This window comes from Streptomyces sp. NPDC102270, assembly GCF_044766405.1.
In the GTDB taxonomy this organism is placed as follows: Bacteria; Actinomycetota; Actinomycetes; order Streptomycetales; family Streptomycetaceae; genus Streptomyces.
This window is the reverse complement of sequence record NZ_JBIWLX010000005.1, coordinates 45,558-68,597: the sequence shown is the minus strand read 5'-3', so window position 1 is coordinate 68,597 and position 23,040 is coordinate 45,558. Positions and strand designations below refer to the sequence as shown.

The 23,040-nt window shown below is 68.7% G+C and carries 22 protein-coding genes, 1 tRNA gene and 1 pseudogene; 15 read left to right on the top strand and 9 right to left on the bottom strand.

What is annotated here, in order from left to right:
- The first annotated feature begins 46 nt into the window (after positions 1-46).
- Positions 47-1,345 (top strand): alpha/beta hydrolase, encoded by a 1,299-nt coding sequence (locus ACIRP7_RS10570; RefSeq protein WP_403656151.1) that lies wholly within the window; start codon positions 47-49, stop codon positions 1,343-1,345.
- Positions 1,346-1,563: 218 nt separating this feature from the next.
- Here ACIRP7_RS10570 and ACIRP7_RS10565 read toward each other — a convergent pair whose 3' ends face one another.
- Complete coding sequence (locus ACIRP7_RS10565; protein ID WP_403656148.1) at positions 1,564-2,133, bottom strand: TetR/AcrR family transcriptional regulator; 570 nt, start codon at positions 2,131-2,133, stop codon at positions 1,564-1,566.
- A 75-nt stretch (positions 2,134-2,208) separates the two neighbouring features.
- Between ACIRP7_RS10565 and ACIRP7_RS10560 the strand changes: the two genes are divergently transcribed.
- The 5 genes from ACIRP7_RS10560 (at position 2,209) to ACIRP7_RS10540 (ending at position 6,243) form a co-directional block, all read left to right on the top strand.
- Positions 2,209-2,694 carry an NUDIX hydrolase gene (locus ACIRP7_RS10560; RefSeq protein ID WP_403656145.1) on the top strand — a complete coding sequence of 162 codons (486 nt, stop codon included), beginning with the start codon at positions 2,209-2,211 and terminating at the stop codon, positions 2,692-2,694.
- A 599-nt stretch (positions 2,695-3,293) separates the two neighbouring features.
- Positions 3,294-3,617 carry a hypothetical protein gene (locus tag ACIRP7_RS10555; RefSeq protein ID WP_403656143.1) on the top strand — a complete coding sequence of 108 codons (324 nt, stop codon included), beginning with the start codon at positions 3,294-3,296 and terminating at the stop codon, positions 3,615-3,617.
- A 3-nt stretch (positions 3,618-3,620) separates the two neighbouring features.
- Positions 3,621-4,907 carry a putative T7SS-secreted protein gene (locus ACIRP7_RS10550; protein ID WP_403656140.1) on the top strand — a complete coding sequence of 429 codons (1,287 nt, stop codon included), beginning with the start codon at positions 3,621-3,623 and terminating at the stop codon, positions 4,905-4,907.
- Complete coding sequence (locus ACIRP7_RS10545; protein ID WP_403656138.1) at positions 4,904-5,617, top strand: hypothetical protein; 714 nt, start codon at positions 4,904-4,906, stop codon at positions 5,615-5,617. The genes ACIRP7_RS10550 and ACIRP7_RS10545 overlap by 4 nt, the downstream gene beginning before the upstream one ends.
- A complete protein-coding gene (locus ACIRP7_RS10540) occupies positions 5,614-6,243 on the top strand; it encodes a hypothetical protein (RefSeq protein WP_403656135.1) in 630 nt (209 codons plus the stop codon). Before ACIRP7_RS10545 ends, ACIRP7_RS10540 begins: the two co-directional genes overlap by 4 nt.
- Positions 6,244-6,376: 133 nt before the next feature.
- On the opposite strand, the pseudogene ACIRP7_RS10535 reads toward ACIRP7_RS10540, so the two are convergent.
- Positions 6,377-6,583 (bottom strand): annotated as a pseudogene (locus ACIRP7_RS10535) (IS200/IS605 family accessory protein TnpB-related protein); the annotation flags it as partial.
- 54 nt (positions 6,584-6,637) lie between these two features.
- Positions 6,638-7,366, bottom strand: a complete 729-nt coding sequence (locus tag ACIRP7_RS10530; RefSeq protein WP_403656132.1) for a GAF and ANTAR domain-containing protein — start codon at positions 7,364-7,366, stop codon at positions 6,638-6,640.
- Between the two features lie 1,039 nt (positions 7,367-8,405).
- Here ACIRP7_RS10530 and ACIRP7_RS10525 point away from each other — a divergent pair.
- The 7 genes from ACIRP7_RS10525 (at position 8,406) to ACIRP7_RS10495 (ending at position 13,471) form a co-directional block, all read left to right on the top strand.
- Positions 8,406-8,738 (top strand): MerR family transcriptional regulator, encoded by a 333-nt coding sequence (locus ACIRP7_RS10525; RefSeq protein ID WP_389997026.1) that lies wholly within the window; start codon positions 8,406-8,408, stop codon positions 8,736-8,738.
- A 76-nt stretch (positions 8,739-8,814) separates the two neighbouring features.
- On the top strand, positions 8,815-9,621 hold the full coding sequence (locus ACIRP7_RS10520) for a hemolysin III family protein (protein ID WP_403656129.1): 807 nt from the start codon (positions 8,815-8,817) through the stop codon (positions 9,619-9,621).
- Between the two features lie 160 nt (positions 9,622-9,781).
- Positions 9,782-9,958, top strand: a complete 177-nt coding sequence (locus ACIRP7_RS10515) for a hypothetical protein (protein ID WP_403656126.1) — start codon at positions 9,782-9,784, stop codon at positions 9,956-9,958.
- A gap of 165 nt (positions 9,959-10,123) precedes the next feature.
- Positions 10,124-10,411, top strand: a complete 288-nt coding sequence (locus ACIRP7_RS10510) for a hypothetical protein (protein WP_403656123.1) — start codon at positions 10,124-10,126, stop codon at positions 10,409-10,411.
- A 103-nt stretch (positions 10,412-10,514) separates the two neighbouring features.
- Positions 10,515-12,125: a peptide-N4-asparagine amidase gene (locus ACIRP7_RS10505; protein WP_403656120.1), complete on the top strand. Its 1,611-nt coding sequence runs from the start codon at positions 10,515-10,517 to the stop codon at positions 12,123-12,125.
- Between the two features lie 717 nt (positions 12,126-12,842).
- Complete coding sequence (locus ACIRP7_RS10500) at positions 12,843-13,064, top strand: type II toxin-antitoxin system VapB family antitoxin (protein ID WP_172629543.1); 222 nt, start codon at positions 12,843-12,845, stop codon at positions 13,062-13,064.
- The gene (locus ACIRP7_RS10495) at positions 13,061-13,471 is read left to right on the top strand and encodes a PIN domain-containing protein (RefSeq protein ID WP_403656117.1); all 411 of its coding nucleotides are present in this window, start codon (positions 13,061-13,063) and stop codon (positions 13,469-13,471) included. The genes ACIRP7_RS10500 and ACIRP7_RS10495 overlap by 4 nt, the downstream gene beginning before the upstream one ends.
- Positions 13,472-13,694: 223 nt before the next feature.
- Here the strand turns inward: ACIRP7_RS10495 and ACIRP7_RS10490 are convergent, their stop codons facing one another.
- The 3 genes from ACIRP7_RS10490 to ACIRP7_RS10480 all read right to left on the bottom strand — a co-directional run bounded on the left by ACIRP7_RS10490 (position 13,695) and on the right by ACIRP7_RS10480 (position 17,333).
- A complete protein-coding gene (locus tag ACIRP7_RS10490) occupies positions 13,695-14,126 on the bottom strand; it encodes a hypothetical protein (protein WP_403657104.1) in 432 nt (143 codons plus the stop codon).
- Positions 14,127-14,245: 119 nt separating this feature from the next.
- Positions 14,246-16,975, bottom strand: a complete 2,730-nt coding sequence (locus ACIRP7_RS10485) for a hypothetical protein (protein WP_403656114.1) — start codon at positions 16,973-16,975, stop codon at positions 14,246-14,248.
- 284 nt (positions 16,976-17,259) lie between these two features.
- Positions 17,260-17,333, bottom strand: a tRNA-Gly gene (locus ACIRP7_RS10480).
- 497 nt (positions 17,334-17,830) lie between these two features.
- On the opposite strand from ACIRP7_RS10480, the gene dcd reads away from it, so the two are divergent.
- Both dcd and ACIRP7_RS10470 read left to right on the top strand, forming a co-directional pair.
- Complete coding sequence (dcd, locus tag ACIRP7_RS10475; RefSeq protein WP_403656112.1) at positions 17,831-18,406, top strand: dCTP deaminase; 576 nt, start codon at positions 17,831-17,833, stop codon at positions 18,404-18,406.
- Positions 18,403-18,918: a phosphoribosyltransferase gene (locus tag ACIRP7_RS10470; protein ID WP_403656109.1), complete on the top strand. Its 516-nt coding sequence runs from the start codon at positions 18,403-18,405 to the stop codon at positions 18,916-18,918. Before dcd ends, ACIRP7_RS10470 begins: the two co-directional genes overlap by 4 nt.
- A gap of 245 nt (positions 18,919-19,163) precedes the next feature.
- Here the strand turns inward: ACIRP7_RS10470 and ACIRP7_RS10465 are convergent, their stop codons facing one another.
- From ACIRP7_RS10465 to ACIRP7_RS10455, 3 genes are all read right to left on the bottom strand, one after another.
- The gene (locus tag ACIRP7_RS10465; RefSeq protein ID WP_403656107.1) at positions 19,164-20,129 is read right to left on the bottom strand and encodes a YIP1 family protein; all 966 of its coding nucleotides are present in this window, start codon (positions 20,127-20,129) and stop codon (positions 19,164-19,166) included.
- Positions 20,130-20,232: 103 nt separating this feature from the next.
- Entirely contained in the window at positions 20,233-21,666 is a 1,434-nt protein-coding gene (locus tag ACIRP7_RS10460) for an FG-GAP repeat domain-containing protein (RefSeq protein WP_403656104.1), read from the bottom strand.
- A gap of 77 nt (positions 21,667-21,743) precedes the next feature.
- The gene (locus ACIRP7_RS10455; protein ID WP_403656101.1) at positions 21,744-23,012 is read right to left on the bottom strand and encodes an FG-GAP repeat domain-containing protein; all 1,269 of its coding nucleotides are present in this window, start codon (positions 23,010-23,012) and stop codon (positions 21,744-21,746) included.
- Positions 23,013-23,040: the final 28 nt, after the last annotated feature.

Genomic DNA, 23,040 nt, shown 5'->3' with positions numbered 1-23,040 from the left:
CTGTGTGAAGGAAACCGCACAGGTAGGAAATCGGGGATCAACCGGTATGGGTCTGACCAGCGAGACGACGGTGTATGTGATGGCGGCACTCGCCGCCGTGTGTGTGGCACTGCTGGTCTGGTGGTGGCCACGGTTCGCCCGGCAGGGGGTGCTGCAGGTGCTGGGACGCCTGGTGGCCCTCGGGACGACCCAGGTGGTGATCGTCGCCGCGTTCGCCTGCTGGCTGAACTCGTCGTACCAGTTCTTCGGATCCTGGGGCGAACTCTTCGGCCACGTGGAGACGGCCCCCGTCGGGGTCACACAGGCGGGGAACTACGGGGGCACGGCCGGTGCCGGGACGGTGGACGGTGTCGCCGTGAAGGGCGCCCTGGTACAGCCCGCCACCGATGAGCAGCTGCGCCGGGTCAGCGGACTGCCCACCGGCCCCGCCGCGGTGAACGGGCGGGTGGAGTCCGTGAAGGTCATCGGCCGCCGTACGGGCGTGGTCGACCCGGCGTTCGTCTACCTGCCGCCGCAGTACTTCCAGAAGGCGTACCGGCGCCAGCGCTTCCCGGTGATCGTCGCGCTCAGCGGCTACCCGGGCAGCATCTTCAACCTCGCGCAGTATCTGCGGGTGTCCCAGACGGCCGGGGCACTGCAGAAGAGCGGTCAGATGCAGCCGACGATCATGGTGATGATCCGGCCGACGATCGCCCCGCCGCGTGACACCGAGTGCGTGGACGTGCCGGGCGGTCCGCAGACCGAGACCTTCCTGGCCAAGGACCTGCCCGATGCCCTGAAGTCCGCCTACCGGGTCGGCCATGACGCCAGTGCGTGGGGAGTCATGGGCTATTCCTCCGGCGGCAGTTGCGCCCTGCAGCTGACGATGCGCGATCCGCACGTGTACACGACGGCCGCCGCCCTGTCGCCCGACTACAAGGTCAAGGACGACCCGACGACCGGCAACCTCTTCGGCAACGGCCCGGACCGCACCGAGCGGATCAACGGCCACGACCTGATGTGGCGGCTCAAGCACCTGCCCGTCCCCGAGGTCTCCGTCCTGGTGACCGAGAGCAAGCACGGCGAGCGCGGCTATCCGCAGACGCAGGCCTTCATCAGGGCCGTCAAGGCACCGATGCGGGTCGCGTCGATCCTGCCCGAGCACGGCAGCCACAACTTCCCCACCTGGGTCCAGGAGATGCCCCCCGCCCTGAAGTGGATGAACCAGCAACTGACGTTCCCCCAGGACGTCGTACCCCGCCACCACAAGAAGGGCACGGTGGTCGCCGACCCGCCGAAGCCCGGTCGCGACCCCCTGCGCGCCGACGGCCCGGAGCCCACGCCGACGGCCAGGACGCGCAGGTAAGGGCTGCGGTCAGCCGGGGCCGTCCGCTGTGGGGGGAAACTTACCCACCAGAGCCCCAAAACTATGGCAAAGCAGTCTGGGAAGAGGGCAGTTGACCATGCCATCGTGCGGCTTCGTCGCCTACCTGGCCGCGTCGCAGCGCGACAGGGGTGGCGCCGCGGCGGCCTGACCGTCGTACGGCGGTCCTCCGGCGGGGCGGCCGTCGTCCGTCGGCCAGGTCAGCGGACGCCCGCCGCGTCGAGCAGGGTGGTCACCGTGGGGGCGACGAGCCCCGGCAGCTTGTCGGCTCCGATTCCCGCCCGTGCGCTGGCACCGTCGAAGACCAGGCTGAGCTGCCGGGCCAGCAGGTCGGGATCGCTCGCCCCGCCCTGTTCGGCCTCTCCGCGGAAGTAGGCGGTCAGATTCTCCTTGACCCGGTGGGCCACCCGGCTCGCGGGATGGTTCTGATCCTTGAGCTCGATCTGCGCGGCCAGGTAGGGACAGCCGTGGAACTCGGGCGCGGCCGACTGCGACTCCACCTGTGCGAAGACGTGCAGGATCCGCTCGCGGGGCGAACGGTCGTCGTCCGCCGCGGGCAGGAGGGTCGCCACATAGTCGGAAGTACGCTGCTCCAGACTCGCCGCGAGCAGTTCGTCCTTGCTCTCGAACAGCTGGTACATGGAGCGCTTGGACACCCCCGCCGCCTTGCACAGCGCCTCGACGCCGATGTTGACACCGGATCGGTAGGTCAGCGCGGCCGCCGCGTTCAGCAGCCGCTCTCGGGGGCTCGGCTTCGCTTCGGTGGTCATACTGCGAGGTTAGCTCGATTCCGACAGAATGAAAACTGATCGGTTTCCAGGGTGTCGGACGGGGAGCATGGTGAGATGTCCGACTTCACGGATCCACCGCTCGCGGTCGACAACCGCGGCAACGCCCTGGTCACGTTCGTCCGCGCCACAGAGGGAGCGCCACCGCGTGACGCCCCGCTGCCGGCGTCGTTGGTCGCCCTCTGGCACGCCGACCGTGTCCTCCTGGTCTTCGACCGGTACCGCCGGCACTGGGAACTGCCCGGTGGGCGTACCGAGGACGGGGAATCCCCTCGCCAGGCGGCCGCACGCGAGTTGTCGGAGGAGAGCGGTCAGGTGTCCGACGGGCCGCTCCGGTTCATCGGATACGCGGGCTTCGTCCTCGCGCCGGACCGTCGAGCCGAGTACGCGGCCCTGTTCACCGGCAGCACCACCACGATCCGGGACTTCCGGGCCAACGAGGAGATCATGGCGATCCGCTGGTGGAACCCGGACCCCCGGGAACCGTTGCCCGCGGGTGTTCACCCCTTGGACGCCCACCTGGCCCGACTCACACGCGACTGAAACACGGCCCCGGGGGGTCGGCGATCACCGGGGAAGCCGTCCGGCGCGAGACCGGCTTCCTTCGCGTGCCCCTTGTCATCACCGACACGTCCGGCTTCTGTGGCAGCCCTGGACTCGGCTCATCCGGAACACAGGGCCGTCATGCCGGCCGCCCTCGGCGCGGTCGACGACCTGCGGCGCTGGACGGCGGGGTCGTGTCGTCGTGTCGTGGTGCCGGAGATCTCGGGGGGACCGCCTGGGCATGGCCCAGTCCGTCCGCGTCCGCTGCCAGGCGCTGGACACTCGACCCTGCCCTCGCCGACGCCGTGACCGCAGCGTTTTTCCGCCGAACGCGCGCTCGGGGATCAAGCCGCGTGGATCGATCACACCTCCGGGCACTACGCCCGTGGGCTGAGAGCTCGCCTCCCGCGATGAGCTGTGGAGAGCCCTCTCCCCCGGAGCCGGGCTCGAACGGTCCGCCCGGCCAACTCAAGCTCACCGTCCGGGCGTTGCTGCTTCGCAGGGGGAACGACGCGTAACCCCTCTTTGCCCATACTTTAGTCTGGGGCGCGCCGACAGCTGGTGGAACGTCTGTCGCAGTCTCAGAAGGGGGTCGCCTCATGGCGGATGAATTCAAGGTCGACCTCGGCCAATTGGACTCTTTTGGCCGGGTATTGAAGCAGTCTGTCACTGATCTGGAGGAAGCTCGCAAAGCGCTCTCCGCTGTCAGCGCCGAGCAGATCGGAACTCCGCGGCTGGACGAGGCGTGTGAAACCTTCCAGAACAAGTGGAAGTACGGAACCGGCCAGTTGAAAGACATGATCAAAGCGGTGGACGAAGGCGTGGAAAAGACCGCGCTGAGCTACAAGCAGTTCGAGGAGAACCTCTCGAAGGCCCTCAAGAAGATGGAAGAGACCAACGCCGCGAATACCGGGGGGAAGTGACCGGTGGCCGACAACCCCTACCCGAGCCTCGGCTGGAACCCGGTCCCCGGCGTACCCGAGCAGGTCACCTCCCTCCACCGCAAGGTGAAGTCAGCGGCCGACACCCTCAACAACTGCCACCGCCAGATCGAGTATCTGCTCGGAGCGAGTTCCAGCTGGCAGGGAGACGCCGCGAGCGCGTTCCGGGACACCCTGGACGGCGACCTCAAGACCGCCATGAGGAACGCCGGGCAGTCGCTCGAGAAAGCCGCCGCGGCGCTCGGCACATGGGAAGGCGACCTCACCTCCCACCGCGACCTGGCCAAGAAATACGACGATGCCGCGCGCGAGAACAAGGCCGACGCCGACAAGGCCAGGACCCGCTACGACCAGGCCAAGGGGAACCCGGACCTCAAGCTCGCCGGCAAGGAATACCCCAGCCAGGCGGAGGCGGATGCCGCGACGGAGCGCCTGCGTACCGCAGAGCGCGAACTGAACGAGGCCACCACTCACCTCAACACCGCCAACACCGCCTACAACGACGTCATCGCGAAGGCGAAGGAGTTGGAGGGCACCCACACCGACGCGGCCGAGGCCGTCGCCCGCACCCTCGACGAGGCCGACGACAAGCTGGCCCCCAAGGAACCGGGGTGGTTCAGCAAGACCCTCAGCGCCATCGGCGAGGGCCTCAAGGCGGTCGGCGAGTTCCTCGTGGAGCACGCCGGCACCATCGGCGCCATCGCCGGACTGCTGGCCCTGCTCCCTACCCCGCTGGCGCCGGTCTTCGCGGGTATCGCGGTCGCGGCGAGCGCGGTGTCCATGGCCAAGAACCTCTCCAGCGAGGACTTCAGAGATTCGCTGATGGGCGAGTACGGCTGGAAGGAGGGCGCGTTCGCGTGGGGCTCCATGGTCGGTGACACCCTCGGCATGGTGCCCGGAGTCGGCGCCCTCGCCCGGGCCGGCAGCGAGGCGGGTCTCGCGGCGGCGGTCGCACGAGAGGGCGGCGAGGCCCTGTCGGTCGGCTCGAAGCTGGGGGCATTCGGCAGGGAGATCGTGCCCGCGTTCAACTTCAAGGCTCTCGACGTGGCGACCGACCCCGCGACCGGAGCGCTCCAGTACGGCATCAACGGCGTCAACGTGGCGGCGAACATGGCGTCGTCCTTGGAAAACATGGGTGTGTTTCCGAAGAACGGCCCCGGACACGACGCGTCCGAGATCACCAAGGGTGCGGCCGCCTCGACCGGCTTCAAGAGCGGCGCGCTGGCCATCGCGGAGGACATCGGTGAACTGGTGGGAGGCATTCGGCTGTGAACGGATTCCTCGACACGGTGGAGGCCGAGCCGAAGCCGGAATTCTGGTACGGGCTGCCCTACGGATACCTACGGCTGGACCTCCAGCCGTCACCCGAGGGCATCCAGGAGGTGGCCCGGCAGCTCGACGCGCTTCCCGATGACGTCCGGGACCGCGCCGACCAGGTGTTCCGGCTCTATTCCGTCGTCCTGACGATGCTGCGGAGCCAGGCCGTGATGGGGTGCGCTCTCGGTATGCACCCGGACGAGCGCGGCGAGCCCACGCTGTCCGTCCTCACCGTCTCCACCGTCCCGACCTCGGGAGCGCACCCTGAAGCCGTGCTCCTCCAGATGCTGGGGGACGGCGGGACGGGGCCGGACAACGGCATCGTGCCCGTGGAGCTGCCCGCAGGGACCGGATACCTGTGGGAGACGGAACGGACCACGATCGCGCCGACAGCTCCCCCCGAGGGGCAGGAAGGGCCCGCGGAGGGGACCGTCTGGCAGGGCACGGTGGCGATCCCGGTTCCTCGCACCTCGTCGATCATCACCGTGCAGCTGGTCACCGCGTCGGTGGAGCTCGCCGACGACTACCGCGGCGTGCTGCTCGGCGTCGCGCGTACGGTGACGTTCGAGGACCCGGCGGCACCGGACCCGGCCGAAGTGGACAACGCGCCCGGGCCGTTCCCGGATTCCGGCTCAGGGGCAGAGGAAAGGAGCCCGTTCGGATGACGGAGCGAGATCGACGGAGAGATCATCTGGTCTCGGACACCGCGCCCGCGCCGTACCCGACCGACGGAACGGACTTCCGGGGCGCGGTGCGCTACCACTACGGCGTCACGCTGAGGAAATTCCTCAAGTTCTTCCCGGTGTTCCTGCTGATGTGGGGCCAGATTTTCGTGACCCGGATCGGGTATCTCCTGCCGGTGGCCATCGTCGGCATGCTCGGCCTCCTGTGGACGCTGTTCCTCTTCGCCGGTCGCATGGACCTGGCCCGGAAGTGCTCGCGAGTGTTCAAGACCTACCCGCTGGAATTCCGCACCCCGGTCGAGAAGATCGGCATGGAGTCGACGCACACGCTCTTCCTGCGCTTCGGAGACCAGGGCGGCACCCCCTTCACCTTGCGTGCGAGGGACGCCCTGGCGCGTGGTCGGTGGCCTGCCGGCATCACGGACGGCGTCTGGTTCGCCGGTGACGAGCCCTTCGGCGGCGCGATCATCGTGCCGGGCACCGGCGAGATGCTCTTCCTGCAGCCCAGGGACTGGGCCGCGAGGGACGAGGACCGCGACAGCGCGGGACCGGAGCGGATCGAGAAGGCGAGGCGCGCAGGCATCAGGCGTCCCGCTCGTCTCAGGTAGTGCGCTCACCGGACTGAGCGGACGGGTCTGCGGGGTTCCCCTGCGGGCCCGTTCGTCGTACGGGCCCCGCGAGGGTCCGTGGCCCCCGGCGGCGCAGGTCGGCGTTAGGCGACCGTGGCGAGGGGCACCGGTGCGCGTGGCGGACCTGGGCATCACGGTGACCGGCGATGCCCCTGAGGTCGAAGAAGAACCGGCGCGGGCTCCCGGTCGGGTTGCCGTGGATGTCGAGGCGCCATGCGGCCAGATGATCGGCGTTCATGTCGACGCCGATCACACCGTGCGCGGGCGCGGCGGCCAGCGGGACGGCTTGGGAGACCGGGATCTGCCAGGAAGTCAAGATCCTCTCGCCCCAGGTACTGACCAGCCTGTGACCCGGTGAGAGACGGCGGGCCCGTCAGGGCCGGGGCCGCAGGGTTCGCCCCGGCGAGGGCGGACTCCCGCCGATGTCCCTGATCAACTCCGCGCACACGTCCCGGAGTTTGACGTTGCGGCGCTGCGAGGCGGCGCGCAGCAGGTTGAACGCCTCGTCGGCCCCGCACCGCTGCTGCCCCATGATCACGCCGATCGCCTGGTCGATGACACTGCGCGACTCCATCGCCGTTTGGAGGTCGGCGGCGTACTCCTGCGCGTCGGCGATGCGCTGCGCGAGTGCGAGGGCCCCGGTGGCCTGGGCGGCGAGCGCGCGCAGGCCGGCGAGGTCGGCGTCGGCGAACCCGGAGACCTTCGGCGAGTACAGGTTGAGGGCGCCGGCGGTGTGCGTGTGGGCGGCGATCGGCAGGGAGGCCGACGAACGCGTACCGCAGGCGGCCGCGTAGGCCGGATAGGGTCCCCAGCGCTCCTCGCCCAGCATGTCCGCGACGACGACTTCCTCGCCCGTGCGCAGCGCCTGGAGACAGGGCCCGTCGTCCTGCCCGTACTGGGCCTCGTCCAGTTCGGGAGCGCTCGTACCGACGCTGGCCACGGTCAGGGGCCGCCGCTGCCGCTCCAGGGTGATTCCGACCCCCTGGGCCATGGGCGCCATGGCCAGCGCACTCTCCGCGAGCACCCGGAGGAACTGTTCGAGGGAGTCGGTGCTCACCAGGAGAGACGTCACGTCCGGCAGTGCATTCGGTTGATCGGTCATGATCGCTGTGTCCTTCCGGGCGTGAGACCCGTCGGCCGGCGTGGTGGGGACCGCCAAAGACCACGGGGATCCAGCCCGAAGGGATACCTCCAGCGAGGTGGCCGCCCCACTTGGGCCAAAGACCCGAGCGACGGCCTGCTCCTCCCACTGTCCTCCTCGACCCCCGCAACGGCTCGGCGCGAACAGCACCCTCACCGTGAAGGCCGCCGGAGTCCACGGCGTCCCGGCCGACGCGACCGCCGTCCGCTCCGAATTGTCGCGGCTGGTCACCCATCGCCGTTCGAGGTGGATTACCGCACCGTTCGGCGCGCGAAAATCTATCGTGGCTGGAGTAGACATTGGGTGCCGTCATGGCTATGGTTTCTCTCGTAGCCCAGAGAGACAGAAGGGCCCGGCAGACACGAACTGCCGGGCAGTAACACGTAGTTGCAGTGTGCAGGACGGTCCGGTGGTGGAGTTCCGAAGCCAGAGTTTTTGCGGTACGGCGACGGGGCTGACGACCGGACCGGGTGGCCCGCAGTGATCAGGGGCCGCCGTTGGCAGTACCGAGTTGGCACTACCCAGCAGTGAAGTCAGTGAGCAGTACCTCGGTGAAGGCGTCGGCTGCGGGCGCGCGCACCGGGAGGTTCGGCAGTGGGGTTCCAAGCCAGAGCAGACGCAGGACGGGCGACGGGGCTGGCTGCCGGAGAGTGGCGCTTCGCGAGGCCACCAGTGGTTCGCAGTATCAGCAGTTCAGCAGTGCGAGCAGTACGCAGTACCCGTTTGGCAAGTGATTGGTTGAGAGGGAAGAACGGAGGAGCCGAGCGCCATCAGGATCGCCCGGGCGGAAGTCTCGAGCCCGGGTACCGCAGGACATCGATAGTGAGGTGGTCTCCGGTCAGGCAACAGCGATCCCAGCAGCCCCGACAGCATCTCGGTCGGGTCCGCGGAAACAGAAGGCCGGCGCAGTACCAGGGTCGGCAGATGGTGTAGCAGTTCCTCCGGGGTCCTGGTGCCGCACGGCACCAGGACCCCTCCACGCGTTCCGCAGAGAGGTGAGATGACAGCAGACGATCCCCTCGGCCGTCTCGACGACGACGATTACCCCGCCTACACCATGGGCCGGGCTGCCGAGATGCTCGGCACCACCCCCGGCTTCCTCCGCGCCCTCGGCGAAGCCCGCCTCATCACCCCGCTCCGCTCCGAGGGCGGACATCGCCGCTACTCCCGCTACCAGCTGCGGATCGCCGCCCGCGCCCGGGAACTCGTCGACCACGGCACCCCCATCGAGGCTGCCTGCCGCATCATCGTCCTCGAAGACCAACTGGAAGAAGCCCAGCGCATCAACGCCGAGTACCGCCGCGCCGCCTCCCGGCACACGGTCGGCATCTGACCCGCAGTCCGCAGCGAGTGGCAGTCCGCAGCGAGTGGCAGGCCGCACTCATCCTTCGATCTCAGAATACGGGCGCATGATCGCCGAAGACACTCAGCCGCCGGAACGCAGGCCCGACCCCCAGCCTCGCCCCGGCACCGCTCCTGACGTCCTGCGACCCGTGGCCGATGCGCCTGCCGACGCAACCGGCGCAACCGGCGCAACCGGCCGACTGGCTGCCGCCGCTCCGGAAGGCGCGGCGGAGCGTATGGCGGCCGCGCTGAAGCCGAGGATGCGCGGCTGGCTGCACGCCGGCGTGTTCCCGCTGTCTCTGGTCGGCGGCATCGTCCTGATCGCCGTCTCGCGCTCGGCGGCGGCAGCGGCGGCCTGCTCGGTGTACGCGCTGTCGGCCTGTCTGCTCTTCGGCACCAGCGGTGTCTACCACCGCGGAACGTGGGGGCCGCGCGGGGAAGCGGTCCTGCGACGGCTGGACCACGCGAACATCTTCCTGATCATCGCCGGCACCTACACCCCCCTGGCGGTCCTTCTGCTGCCCACGGGTCAGCAGCGGGTGCTGCTGGCCGTGGTGTGGGCCGGTGCCCTGGCCGGCATCGCCTTCCGCATCCTGTGGATCGGGGCTCCCCGGTGGCTCTACACCCCGTGCTACATCGCACTGGGCTGGGTGGCCGTCTTCAACCTGCCCGACTTCGCACGCAACGGCGGCACCGCGATCGTCGTACTCGTCGTCGCCGGCGGTCTGCTCTACACGGCGGGCGCCGTCGTGTACGGACTCAAGCGCCCCGACCCCTCACCGGCCTGGTTCGGCTTCCACGAGGTCTTCCACGCCCTCACCATCGCCGCCTTCGGCGCGCACTACACGGCCATCCTCCTGGCAGCCGCATGACCGCGGGTCGGAGGCGGCCCCACGCACAGGGCTGAGGCCCCGACCGCAGACGGTCAGCGAGAGCGGCGGGCGGGGGCCCCGGTGGAGTCCTGGGCGTCATCGAGCGGTGAGGAACCGATGTGGCAGCGGTTGACCCTCTTGGCAGCGGGGGGTCACGACCGTGTTCAAGGTCGACGGTGATCGCATGACCGAGCACAGGAAGGCGTGGATGGTCATCGTCAGTGGTGGGCCCCTTGGCGAGGAGTCGTTCTTCCGTGCGGACCTGGGTGCGGCCGACGCGTGCCTTGATTCGTTGCTCGCTCACCTTGAGAGCAAGGGCTTGTCGCCGTTCGCATGACTGCGTCGTCCTGGTGGTTGACGCAGCCACTCGATGCGAACTATGGGCACGACGGCCACTGAGGGTCAATTGGCAGTTCAGCAAGGGTGGCAGGGGTCTTACTCGGCTGACTGCGGTCTGTGCGGTTGCTGTACTCCGCTGCCGTACAGCGACTTCGGAGGACCCGTGACCGCCCTGCCGGCGAGCGTAGACCGCGACATCCTCGATCACCGGATCATCGTTGCGATCACGGCGATCCGCGAAACGCGAGGCTGCACGATCCATGAGGCCATCGACGTGTTCGCGGCACGGTATGAGGAACTGCGCCGGGATCGTCCGGACGACTTCAGCGTCAGGCCCGAGGAGTATGGCCGGGGCTTCGTAGGCGGGGATGCCTCCGGCGTCGCCGGCTCTGCGAACTCCGTCGGGAGGGGACCAGGTGACTCTTGGGAGCCGGGCTTCCCCCATGGCTGAGTTGCGGGTGTGTTGCCGCTCGGTCGGTGAACGGACAGGAATCGGTCAACACCTTTCCATCTCCCCTTGGCCGGGGCTGGCACATGCCTGTTCACTGCGCCGTATGCGACACAAGAAACCCATGAGATCCCTGATCCGTCCGAGACGGACGGCCACCGTACTGACCGGCGCGCTTGCCGCACTCGGCCTGTCTCTGGGAACAGCCGCCGCGGACACGGTGCCGGCGGAGTTCGGGACCGACTACCACGACCCGGTGACGGCCGCCCCGGCCATCTCGACGCCGCACACCAAGTCGTGTTCGGTCACGATCGCCCAGGCGCAGTTCAAGGACTTCACCCCCTACACCGGCACCTACACGCCGCCCACCGGCTGCGGCACCCCCGGCCGCTGGTCCAAGGTCGTCCTGCGGATGGACGGGAGCGTGAAGGGACGGCAATACGACCGGCTCGGTTATCTGGACATCGGAGGTGTACAGGTCTTCCGTACATCGACGCCTGAGCCCTCGCAGGACGGGATCAACTGGTCCGTCGAGAAGGACGTGACCGAGTACGAGAAGACGCTGAGCAGCGCACAGTCGGTCGACATGCTCATAGGCAACGTTGTCAACGACACCTACACCGGCGTGCTCGACGTCAAGGTGACCCTCACCTTCTACGCCCCCGAGTCCGGCCGCACACCCTCCGCCCCCGACCGGGTCATCCCCCTCAGCGATGGCGACAGCGTGACGACCGGCGCCTCGCTGACCACTCCACGCAACTCCACGCGGATTCTCGCCGAGGTGTACGCCACCGGTTCGGGCGGCGGCTGTGAGGAGTTCTGGTACTCGGTCGTCACGCCGTCCGCGTCGTACTCCTGCCAGGGCGGGGACGACGGTCCGTACCGCGAGGTGCAGGTGAGTATCGACGGGAAGATCGCCGGAATCGCATCGCCGTATCCGAACGTGTGGACCGGAGGCTGGTCGCCCTATCTGTGGTCGGTGCTCCCCGCCCCACACGCCTTCGACGTACGGCCGCTGGAGTTCGACCTGACTCCGTTCGCGGGGCTGCTCAACGACGGCAGAGCGCACAACGTCGACGTGTCGGTGGTCGGGGTGCCGAGCGGCCAGACGGGGTGGAGCGCGCCGACGAACATCCTCGTGTGGCAGGACGCACACAAGTCGGTGGTGACGGGGGCCGTGACGTCGTACAAGAAGGCGGATCCAGCGGTGAGCAACACCTACACCGACGGTTCGGTGCGCCACCTGGTGACCGACGGCAAGGACCGGTTGATGGTCACCGGCTACCTGGATACCTCCCACGGCCGGGTCACGACGACGGTCGAGCGAACAGTCACGAGCGCGATCGACCACCAGTGGACGCCGGACGAGAACACCGACGACCAGACCGGCACGTGGAGCGACGACCAGACCGTGACCACCAACGGGCACGTCTTCCGCACCGACCGCACCTACACGCTCGACGGCCGCGCCACCATCGACAGCGCCAACCGCCTGCGCGTGATCATGTCCGTCGCCGACCGGGCGCACCTCGGCCCCACCCGCATCGACGACACCTACCAGGGAGACGCCACCTTCACCCTCGGCGTCGCCCGCGAGGACCGGCACGCGGTGGCCACGACCAGCGAGCGCTACCGGCTCCGGGCTCCCGGCGCGTGCTACGACCACACGCTCGCGACGGAGCAAGGGGTGCTGACGAAGGACGTGCGCGGCTGCTGACCCCGGACTCGGCCCTTGGCGCGCAGTTGCTCCACCGCTGCCGCGAAGCTCCGCACCACGGCATCGCGGCGGAGCCTCGTCGCCGAGATCGGACGGCCGTCCCCCTCCGAGGGGACGGCCGATGAGGCGGTGAGTCGGACGATGGCCTCACGGCGGGAGGCCATCGTGTTCGCCTGGCCACCGCCCGTTGCCTGACTGCCGCAACTCCTCATCGTCGACGATCAGTTCGGTCGAGCCAGTGCTTGCCGTTCCTCCGGCCCACCGGGCAGCCGACCAACTCCGGCGCACCGCAGAATTGCGGCCCCCGCCCATCGGCTTGGACAACAAAGAACCCCCGGGCCAATGACCTGGGGGTTCATGGAGCGGGTGACGAGAATCGAACTCGCGCTCTCAGCTTGGGAAGCGACGGCGCTTGGGCGGGCTCTATGGCCCTGACCTGCGAAGACGCCCTCTCTGCTAAAGGTCTGTCCGGTCGGATCGCACCGCTGTTGACCGTGGCTGCCTGCTCTTACGGGCACGCTGTGGGCACGGACGCCACCAGCAGTCGGGCCATGCGTGCGCATGTCGCTTCCGCCGAGCGGACCGCATCGTCTCTCGGGTTGATCTGGTGAGTCCGTCGCGACTGCACATACGGGAGCCGACGCTCAGACATGGACCCATGAATGTTGGAGACGTATTCTTCTATGTACATCACCAACATTGTGTGCGAGGTGCGGTATGTCTGTGACCCAGATCGACATCGACGACGATGCCCTGGAACGCGCCATGGCTCTGTCCAAGGTCAGGACCAAGAAGGAGGCGGTCAATCTCGCTCTGCACTTCTACGCCGAGCAGCAGGAGCGTGCGGCGCGCATCAGCCGTCACTTCGAGCGTGCGCGTGAGTGGGGTGCCGTCGAGGACGCCGAGCGCCTGCACCGGGCGGAGAAGCACAGCCGGTGATCTACTTGCTCGACACGTCCGGCCTGGTCCGGCTGCTCCGCGATCCCAAGCTGCAATCAGCCTGGTACGACGCGATCGATGCCGGGGCCGTCGCATCCTGCTACGTGCAGCGCGCAGAGTTCCTCCACAGCGCCCGCAACGGGCGCGAGTACGACGAGATCACGGAGATGTTCACTGATCTCTACCCGGACGTGTCGGTGCCGAAGAACGCGGGGCGCTGGATCGGCGCGGTGCAACACCGTATGGCCCAGGCGGGGGAGCATCGCAGTGCCTCGGCGGTGGACCTCGTCATCGCCGCCACCGCGGCCCATCACGGTCTGGCTGTCCTCCATGACGATGCCGACTACCGTGCTATTGCCCGGCACGCATCCGACCTGACCGAGCACAACGTCCACGACGTCGACTGAGGTGCCTGCGCCGCCCGACGGTTTGTAGATGGGGAAGTTTTCCGAATAGGTGGCCGGACTCTCCCACGCGGTGTGATCGAGCTCGGCCGTCAACGGCACCCGGACGGAGTGCGGCACCGGCCCCGGCCACTCGTTCGCGGGCTCGGCCGGACAGTGGTGGTGATGTTCCTCGATTGGCTGGTCGCGTTGGGCACGGACACCCTGCCCTGCCCGGACACGGACGTCACCGCCCCGTATGGCCGTCGACTCTACGCTCGGTGATGTGCAGGTCGCGCCCTGCCTGGTAGACGTGTGCGTTTCCGGCCGCGTGGGCCGAGATGCGCACCGAGCCGATGGACGACTGCTCACCAGGAGGAAGGAGCTCGCGAGCCTCACGCAGAACCCGCTCCAGGGCGGGCGCCGCGGCGGGGGCGGTCGCCAGGAGAAGCATCATCCGCCCTTGCCACTCGTCGGCCAACCTGGCCTCTGCCTCGCCTTCACCCTCACGTCCAACGACGATCTGCTCCCGCGTCTCGTCGAGAGCAGCCTCGACGTCCTCGGCGTCGGCCGGCCGGAAACGCCGCCACAGCGCGGCAACCCGGTCGCGCGTTGCGCTCCACGCCTCTGTGGCCATCAGCGCGACCACGGTCGTACCAGCGGTCTGCGTGAACTGCACCAACTGTGGATCCATTTGCTCCCCCGGTCGCGACGTTCCCCCTGAGACAGGCATGTGGCTGAACACCCGTGCGCCCAGGGAAAAGCCTATGGCTTCTCCCCTCATCTTTGCTGTCATGCCTAAAAGTTGACCTGATCACTCGGAGTGCGGCGCATACGCCGTCCCCTCAGTTCGAGTGCCGAGCCCCGGTCTCCTGAGGCCTCCAGCGATTCTTCCAACAGCTCGAAAGCGTCGAGGCATTCGTGCCGCAGGTTCGCCGGAAGGGTGACGGGGAGCCTTGCATAGACCGCGAGCGCTTCGTTGATCTTGTCCGGCACTTCACCTGGATTCCTCCGTCCTTCCACGCGTAACAGGGCGGCTCCACAGAGGAAACGGACGAGTGCGACCTCCAAAGGCACGACACCGAGTGTGGCACGGGGACGGATCAGGTCGGCTGCAAGGTCTGCCGCCGGGCATGCCTCGTCCCATTGCTCGGCTCCGCCCCGTGCGATTGCGAGGGTGTACGTCGCGACGGCCAGAGCGGGCCGGTATTCCTGACGGCCTTCGTCGACCCGGCGTTGGTCCAGCGCGACCAGTTCCTCTGCGATGGGTACCAGCTTCTTCCGATGTCCCAACTCCCGGTAGCGCGCGAAGAGGTAGTGGAGTTGGCCTTTCAGCATGGGTCCGAAGCGGTCGGGCACGATCCTGGCGAGTTCCCTTTCGATCGCGGCGGATTCCTCCAGGGACGCAAGTGCCTCGTCCGTCCGGCCTGTTCTCCACAGGGCCCTGCCGAAGGTGTCAAGGGCATTGGAGAGTACCGGAGAGTAAACGGCTCCCTGGGCCTCGGCCAAGCGTCTGCGGAGGTTGAGGGACTCCTCCGCGGCATCAAGAGCCAGAGCGTCGTTGCCCCAGGCGGCGGCCGCTCGGCTGAGGGTCGCCAGCGCCGTGGCGAGTGCCCCGGTATGGGTGTTCGGGTCGGTCTCGTCGAGGTTCCTCAGGATGTGGACTGCTTCGTCGGCGGGAGCCAGTGCTTCCGACGCTCTGTCCAGGTGTACGGCGAGACAGTTTCCGACATTGCTGAGTGCGACGGCCAGCCGGAGTTCGAACTCGCCAGGAGCATGGCGAGCGAGGCTCCGATAGTGGGAGACCGCCTCCCGTGCGGCATCCAGAGCAGGCTGATTCGCCCCGGTCAAGGAGAGGCATTCGGAGAGATTGGACAGCGCGCCGGCGAGATGGGCGCGGCAGTCCTCCGCACCGTCTGCCATGAGCCGTCGGAGAAGAGCGACGGCCGCCGCACCGTGGTCGACGGCTTCCGCATAGCGGCCGTTCTCACCGAGTGCTGCGCTCAACGCGGCGTTCACGAGTGCCCGTTGGTCGTCAGGGAAGAGATGCGCTTTGTCCGACAGCCAGGTGAGGAGGGCGACGTAGCCGGCATTGAGGTCGACGGGACGGCGCTGCGCGAGAAGCTCGTACAAGTCGAGTACCAGCACGCCGTCGAGGTTGCGCAATTCGGTGAGGGAGATGATCGCGGTGCTCCCCGCCTCCAGACAGATCTCGGGGTGTTCGCGTAATAGGGGGATGAGGTGTTCGCGTGCGACATGGGGCCATCGCTTAGCCGTCTCGGCCAGTGTGATGAGCGCGGTACGCGTCCACGGGGTGCCACCTGGTTTCAGGAGAAGACCGAGTGCCTGAGCGCTCCACGGGTCCGCCGGGAACGCGCAGTCGTGCCCCGGGGTCATCAGCGCCAGGAAGTCCTCGTTGAGTCGGTCCGGGTAGAGCGGTTCGAGCACGGAGTCCGCTCGGCTCGGTGGGTAGCACACTGCGTGGCCCTTGATGAGCCTTCCCGGATGCTCCCACAGCTCGACGGGGGCGGCCTGGAGAGCTGCTGTCCCGTCTGCATACGACAACGGCCCCGTCAGCGCCGCGATGTACATGACCTGGGACATCACGTTCGGGTCGGCCTTGAGCATGCCACGTTCGTGCAGGCGCGCCCAATGGTCGCGCTCGCGTGCCAGGAGGTAGGCCGAGAGCTTGTCGGGGTCGTCGGGCGCGGTGCTGTCCTGCACGGCCGCGAGGACGTTGGCGAGGGCGGACATGTGCAACGTCAGTACTTGGTCGTAGGCGCTGTGGTCCTGGAGGCCGGAAGGGGGGCGGGGGAGGAGCGCGGCGGGGGCCTCGAGAGCGGCGGCGAAATGACGGACGGCCTCGGAGAAGAGGAGCGCTCGGGCCGATGGCTGCCTGACGAGAGGTCCGAGCCGGAGCGCTTCCGGCACCATGTCGAAATTTCTGGTGACACGAGATTCGAGCATCTGCCACCACGTACCCGCCGACCGCGCCAGCAGCAATATCAGCACCGGAGCTGATTCGGGGGAGGACATGTCGTGGATGAGCCGGAGCAGATCATCGGTGTCCCATTCCTGGGCGTAGTCGACCACGATCAGCGTCCCTGAGGTGGTTCCAACCGACGTGATCTCCGGTGCGGGACCAGTCAAGGAGTAAGGTTGCCGGACCGCATGAAAGACGCTCCACCCTTCCTGCCGCCATATCCGGGCGGCCTGAGCGGCCAGCCGCGTCTTGCCCTGACCCCCTGGCCCATGAATGAGTCGCAACGCGACATGCGGGCGTCCTCGACAGCTGTCCCGCCAAGAGCGCAGGGTGTCCAATTCGGTCTCCCGGCCGACGAACTCGACGATCTCATGCCCGGCTCGGAGCAACCGGCTGGGCTGAGCGCGCGCCTCCTCGGCCGACAACGCCTTCGAGGGCGACGGCCACATCCTGAGCTCGTACGGCGCGCTCTCACCGTGTATCACCACATCTCCGCCCGCTTGCACGATGCGCGCGGAGTCCGAGGCCGACGCGTACTGCTCCACTGCGACACTCCGGGGGACGAGAAGGAGACCCACAGATGTCACGGCATCCCTGGGCGCTGAGCACGGTACCGGTAAGTGAGTGCGCAGTGGTGGCCCATTTCCCCGGTGGGGACGGCAGTCCGCGGAGCGCGGCGCCAGGCTCATGCAGCTGGCGATCTCCTGCACCCGTTTTCGACGCCGGACATGCCTTGCCCAAACGGTCAGACACGATAATCAGGTGCGGTGCCCCTCGCCGACCGGTCTGGACAACAAAGAACCCCCGGGCCGATGACCTGGGGGTTTCATGGAGCGGGTGACGAGAATCGAACTCGCGCTCTCAGCTTGGGAAGCTGATGTTCTACCATTAAACTACACCCGCGCGGACACCGGACAGGACCGGTGTCGAACGCAACGTTACCTTACCTCATGCCAGGCCCCCGGCGCCGAAGCCGTGGGGCCTGAGTGTGTTCGTGGGGTGGGACGGGGCTGCGGGGCGCGGGAGTTGGGGCGTACGGTGGAGAGGTGGGAGAGGGTCCGGGCGGGGTCGGAGTGCCGCCTGGAGGGCCGTCCCGTCCATCCCGTAATGTGGCTTTTGTCGTCAGGCGAACAGCAGCCGGACGCGGCTCTTGGGGAAGGGACTCTAGGACTTGATGGAGCGCACCGTCGTCCGTTGTGCCGATGGGCACGTGTTCAGCACCGCTTCGTTCCCGATGCAGCAGGCCGAGCGCCTCGGTCCCGGACGGCTCGTCCGGTGTCCTCGCTGTGCCCGGCTTCGCAGCGTCGTTCCGGTGACCTTGGAGAAGCACTGAAGGTCGGTACCAGGCGCGCGGGCCGTCCGATGGTGGTCGGTCCGCGCGCCTTGCGTATCCTCGGGGCGTGCTTCTCTCAGACAAGGACATCCGGGCCGAGATCGACGCCGGACGGGTACGGATCGATCCCTACGACGAATCCATGGTGCAGCCGTCCAGCGTCGACGTACGGCTGGACCGTTACTTCCGGGTGTTCGAGAACCACCGGTACCCGCACATCGACCCCTCCATCGAGCAGGTCGATCTGACGCGGCTCGTGGAGCCGGAGGGGGACGAGCCGTTCATCCTCCACCCCGGGGAGTTCGTCCTCGCCTCCACGTACGAGGTCATCACGCTCCCCGACGACCTCGCCTCCCGCCTCGAGGGCAAGTCCTCCCTCGGCCGGCTCGGGCTCGTCACCCACTCCACCGCCGGCTTCATCGACCCCGGCTTCAGCGGACACGTGACCCTGGAGCTGTCGAACCTCGCCACGCTTCCCATCAAGCTCTGGCCGGGCATGAAGATCGGCCAGCTGTGTCTGTTCAAGCTCTCCTCGCCGGCCGAGTTCCCCTACGGCAGTGAGCGCTACGGCTCCCGCTACCAGGGCCAGCGCGGACCCACCGCCTCCCGGTCCTTCCTCAACTTCCACCGGACCCAGGTATGAGCAACGCAGACGTGCGGGAGAACCTCACCTACGAGGCGTTCGGCACCGCCGTGCGCGAGCTCGCGCAGACCATCGCCGACGACGGCTACGAGCCCGACGTCGTGCTCTCCATCGCCCGCGGCGGAGTCTTCGTGGCCGGCGGCCTCGCGTACGCCCTCGACTGCAAGAACATCCACCTGGTGAACGTCGAGTTCTACACCGGCGTGGGGACCACCCTGGAGATGCCGGTCATGCTGGCCCCGGTCCCCAACGTCATCGACTTCTCCGACAAGAAGGTCCTCATCACCGACGACGTCGCCGACACCGGCAAGACGCTCAAGCTGGTGCGCGACTTCTGCCTCGACGCCGTCGCCGAGGTCCGCTCCGCGGTCATCTACGAGAAGTCGCAGTCCCTGGTGAAGTGCGAGTACGTCTGGAAGCGCACGGACCACTGGATCAACTTTCCGTGGAGCGTTCTGCCCGTGGTACGGAAGTCGGGGGAGCCGATCACTCCGTCGAAGGAAGCCCTCTGAGACAAGGCCGCTTGTCGCTCCGCCCGCGTCACCAGGACTCGGCCTGCAGGAACAGCGTGATCACCTCCGCGACGAACCAGACGGAGAACACCAGGCACGCGAGCCACAGCCCCCACAGGGCCCAGCGGACCTCTCGTCGTATGCGCATGTGCGGATCGCCCCCTCGAATCCCGGTCCGACGAAAGGCTCCCGGCGTTCGCAACCGGGAGCCTTTCGTCGTCACAGCGGAAGAACCGCCGAAGAACCTAGAACGTCCCCAGCTTCACGATCGACAGCAGTGCGATCAGCTGGATCGCCGACGCGCCGAGCGCCTTCGGCCAGGGGAGGTCGTGGGACCTGGACACCATCAGGGTGAGCAGGGCACCCGCCGCCACCCAGGTCGCCCAGCCCAGGAGCTGGACGAAGGACGCGTCGCCGCCGAAGAACATGGCCACGATCAGGCGGGGCGCGTCGGTCAGGGACATGATCAGCATGGACAGGCCGACCGTGGGCTGCCACGCTCCGTCGCCGCCGAGCTGGCGGGCCAGGGCGTGGGTGACGACGCCCAGGACGAACGCCGACAGGACCATGGCGACGGCCGTGGTCAGGACGATGGGGATCGCGTTCGACAGGGTGGCGTTGATCACGTCCTTGCGGGCGCCCTCGAAACCGAACACCGCGAGCAGGCCGTAGAGGAAGGTCACGACGAGGGCCGGGCCCCACATCGTGTAGTCCCGCATCTGGAGGAAGGTCTGCTTGGGCGAGAGCAGGATGCCCTTCAGGAGTTCCTTCCAGTGCAGGCGGGGGCCCACCGGGCCGGCCGGGGCCGAGCCCGCGCGGTAGGTGCCGCCCTGGTTGTAGGGGTCGTCACCGACCGAGAACGCCTGGGTGTGGCCCGGGTTGTTCGCCGCGTACGGGTCATGGCCGCCCTGCGGGTGCGGGGCACCACCGGGACCCGCGCCGTCGCCGAAGTACTCCGGCTCGTCGTAGCCCCCACCGCCGCCCTGGGGCCACTGGCCCGGGTGGGGCTGGGGCGCGGGGGGATAGCCGTACGGCTGTCCCTGGGGCGCCTGCTGCCCGTACGGAGGTTGTTGCGGTCGCGCGTGAGGAGCGCCGTTGTCCCGGCCGCGTCCGATCCTGAATCCAGCCACGTCTTCGAACGTACCTGGTCCTGGAGAGTGACGGGCGCGGCCGGGCATTTCGGGGACGGCTTTGCTGCCGAGCTGTGACATCCCCTAAGGGGCGGTCAGAGAGGAGTCGGGGGCCGTCTCAGGGTGGTGCCGTACTGGGCGTACGCAGTGTGCGAGACCGTACGGCTCCCCTCTCCACGGCACCTCAGCCGATGAGCCCCGTGCCGAAGCCGCCGTACACCCGCGGCCGGCCCACGCTCCCCGGCCCGAACGTCCGCGCCCCCGTCGTGGTCACACCCGTCAGGGCCGTCACCGCGCCGATGCCCTCGTCTTCGAACCCCGCCGCGACCGTGAGGTCGGCGTGGCCGTCGCCGGTGACGTCCGACAGGAGCACGTCCGAGCCGAAGTAGTCCGTCGCCTCTGCCGCGCCGGGTATGCCGGAGGTGTTCTGGGTGAACGTGCGGGCACCTTCGCGGGAGACGCCCGACGCCGCACCGTTCATGACGATGGTCGCGCCGGCGTCCTCGGTCGTGCCGAGGTCCTCGAAGACGACGCCGATCGCCAGCTCGCCGTGTCCGTCGCCGTCGACGTCGGCGATGGACACCGCGCCTCCGAAGCCGTCTCCGGCTTCGTCCGCGCCCGGAACTCCCGTGGAGGACTGGGTGAGTTCGGCCATGGGGGCGTCGCCGTTGACCGGGCCGCCCTCCGAGCCGCGGATCACGACGACCCGGCCGCCCAGGCTGCCGCTGTGGTCGTCCTCCTCACTGAAGACGTTGCCGAGGGCGATCTCGTCGTAGCCGTCGCCGTCGATGTCGCCCAGGGCGATGGAGGTGCCGCCGTTCAGCGGGCGCGGCACCGACGTGTCCAGGCCGGAGGGCGAGCCCAGGTACGCGACGCCCTTCGACCAGCTGCCCGATGCGTCCGTCGTCCGGTCCGTGCGATAGGTGAGGACCAGGTCGGCCCTGCCGTCGCCGTTCGTGTCGCCCGCGTCCATCGCGTCGAGGGCGTACGCCTGCTCGGGCACGTCGATCCGCTGAGCGGGACCGGAGACGCCGCCGCTGATGACGTACGCGTGCGGGGAATCGCTGCCCACGACGAGGTCGGCGTGGCCGTCGCCGTCGAAGTCTCCGGCGGTCAGCGTCCTGCCCCATTCGCCGTGTGCGGCGGGCGCCGGGTCCGTGACCGTGGTGCCGTTCGCGAGGCCGCTCGCCGAGCCCCACAGGACCGTCACCGAGCCCTCGCCGTCGTCCTCGCCGGATGCTCCCACCGCGAGGTCGGTGTAGCCGTCGTCGTTGAAGTCGGCCACGGCTAGGGCGGAACCGAAGGTGTCGTCGGTCTCCGCCGTGTCGGGCACGCCCGCGCTGTCCTGGCTGACCGTGGTGTGGTGGACGGGGTCGAGGCCGGTGGGGCCGCCGTGGACCACGGCCACGTAACCGGCGGATCCCTTGCCGTCGAGCTTCGCGTACGGGGCGGCGAAGGCGGCGTCGCCGTATCCGTCGCCGTTGAAGTCCGCCAGGTGGCGGTCGGTGTCCGCGGCTGTCGCCGGTGCGGCGGCGAAGGTGAGCAGACCGCCGGTCAGTGCGGCGGCGGTGGCCGTGGCGAGGGCGAGTCGCATCCGTCTCGGGTGCGGCTGGGGCATGCGGGTCCTCCTGCTCGGGTGCCGATCGTTTCGGTGACACGGAAGACCCTCGCCGGTGTGCCGGGGTTGTACGGATGTCATGAATCGGTCAGGAACTCCGAGGTGGAGAAGGTGACGGACGGTTCGGCGGTGACCAGCCCCTTCTTCGCGCCGGAGAACACCGCGACGGTGTCCTTCGTCTCGCTCCGGTACGTCCGCACGGCGAGGTCCGCCCGCTCGTCGCCGTCGAAGTCGCCGACCGCGACGACCCGGGTGGCGCCGGTGGCGGGGGGTGCGACGACGACCGTCGCCTTGGCGGACGGGCCCGCCGTACGGCCCTGGAAGACGCGCAGGCGTGAGCCGCTGGAGACCACTTCGCTCAGGCCGTCGCCGTCGAAGTCGGCGGCGTCCAGGACCGAGCCGGGGGAGGACAGGGAGCCCTTCGCCCCGTTCGGGAGGTCGTAGCGCAGTGACGTTCCTCCCATGGCGCCGATCGCCGCGTCCAGGGCCTTGCCGCGGCCGAAGGAACCGAGGGCCACGTCGATGCCGGACGGCAGGACGGCTCCGGTGCGGGTGGGGCCCGCCGGGCCGCCGAGGACCACGGCGGAGGGGCCGGTGCCCTGGGTCGTACGGACGATCAGGTCGTCGTAGCCGTCGCGGTCGACGTCGGCTGCCGGGCCCGTGGGGACCTCGCCGGGCGACTGGATCGGGGCGCCGGCCCCACTGGGGGCGCCCGCGCGGGTGAACGGGCCGCGCAGGTAGGTGAGATGGCCGCCGGTCGCGTGCAGGACCAGGTCCTTCGCGCCGTCGCCGTCGAAGTCGCCGCAGACCGGCTGGTCGGGCCAGTCGTTGCCGACGCGGGCGGCGGGCGGGACGGTGAGGAGAACCGCCTTGCCGGTCAGGCCGGCCGGGGAGCCGAAGAGGATCTGGAGCGGGACCGGGGGTTGGCCCTGGCCGTCGTAGGGCGGGTCGGTGGAGACGACGAGGTCCGTGAAGCCGTCCTTGTCCAGGTCGCAGGTGGCCTCCGCGTCGAACAGGGCGGGGAGTTGGCCGTCGGTGGCCGCGCCCTGCCGGGCCGGGGCGATCAACTGCCGGGCGCCCGGGACGAGTCCGCGCTCGCTGCCGTAGACGATGCCGATGCCGGGGTCGTCGGCGTGGGCCTGCTCCTTGACCAGGTCGCCCAGGACGAGGTCGCGGTATCCGTCGCCGTTGAAGTCGTCCGGGGTCCTGCTGCCCTTGCCCTTCGGGACGGGGACTCGGGCCGGGGCGTCGGCGATCCGTGCCGGGGTGCGGTCCGCGGATCCGGTGTGCGGGGTGGGACCGCAGGCGGCCAGGAGGAGGGTGCCACACAGGGCCGCCGTACCCACAACACCTCTACGCGCGCGCACCGTTCAC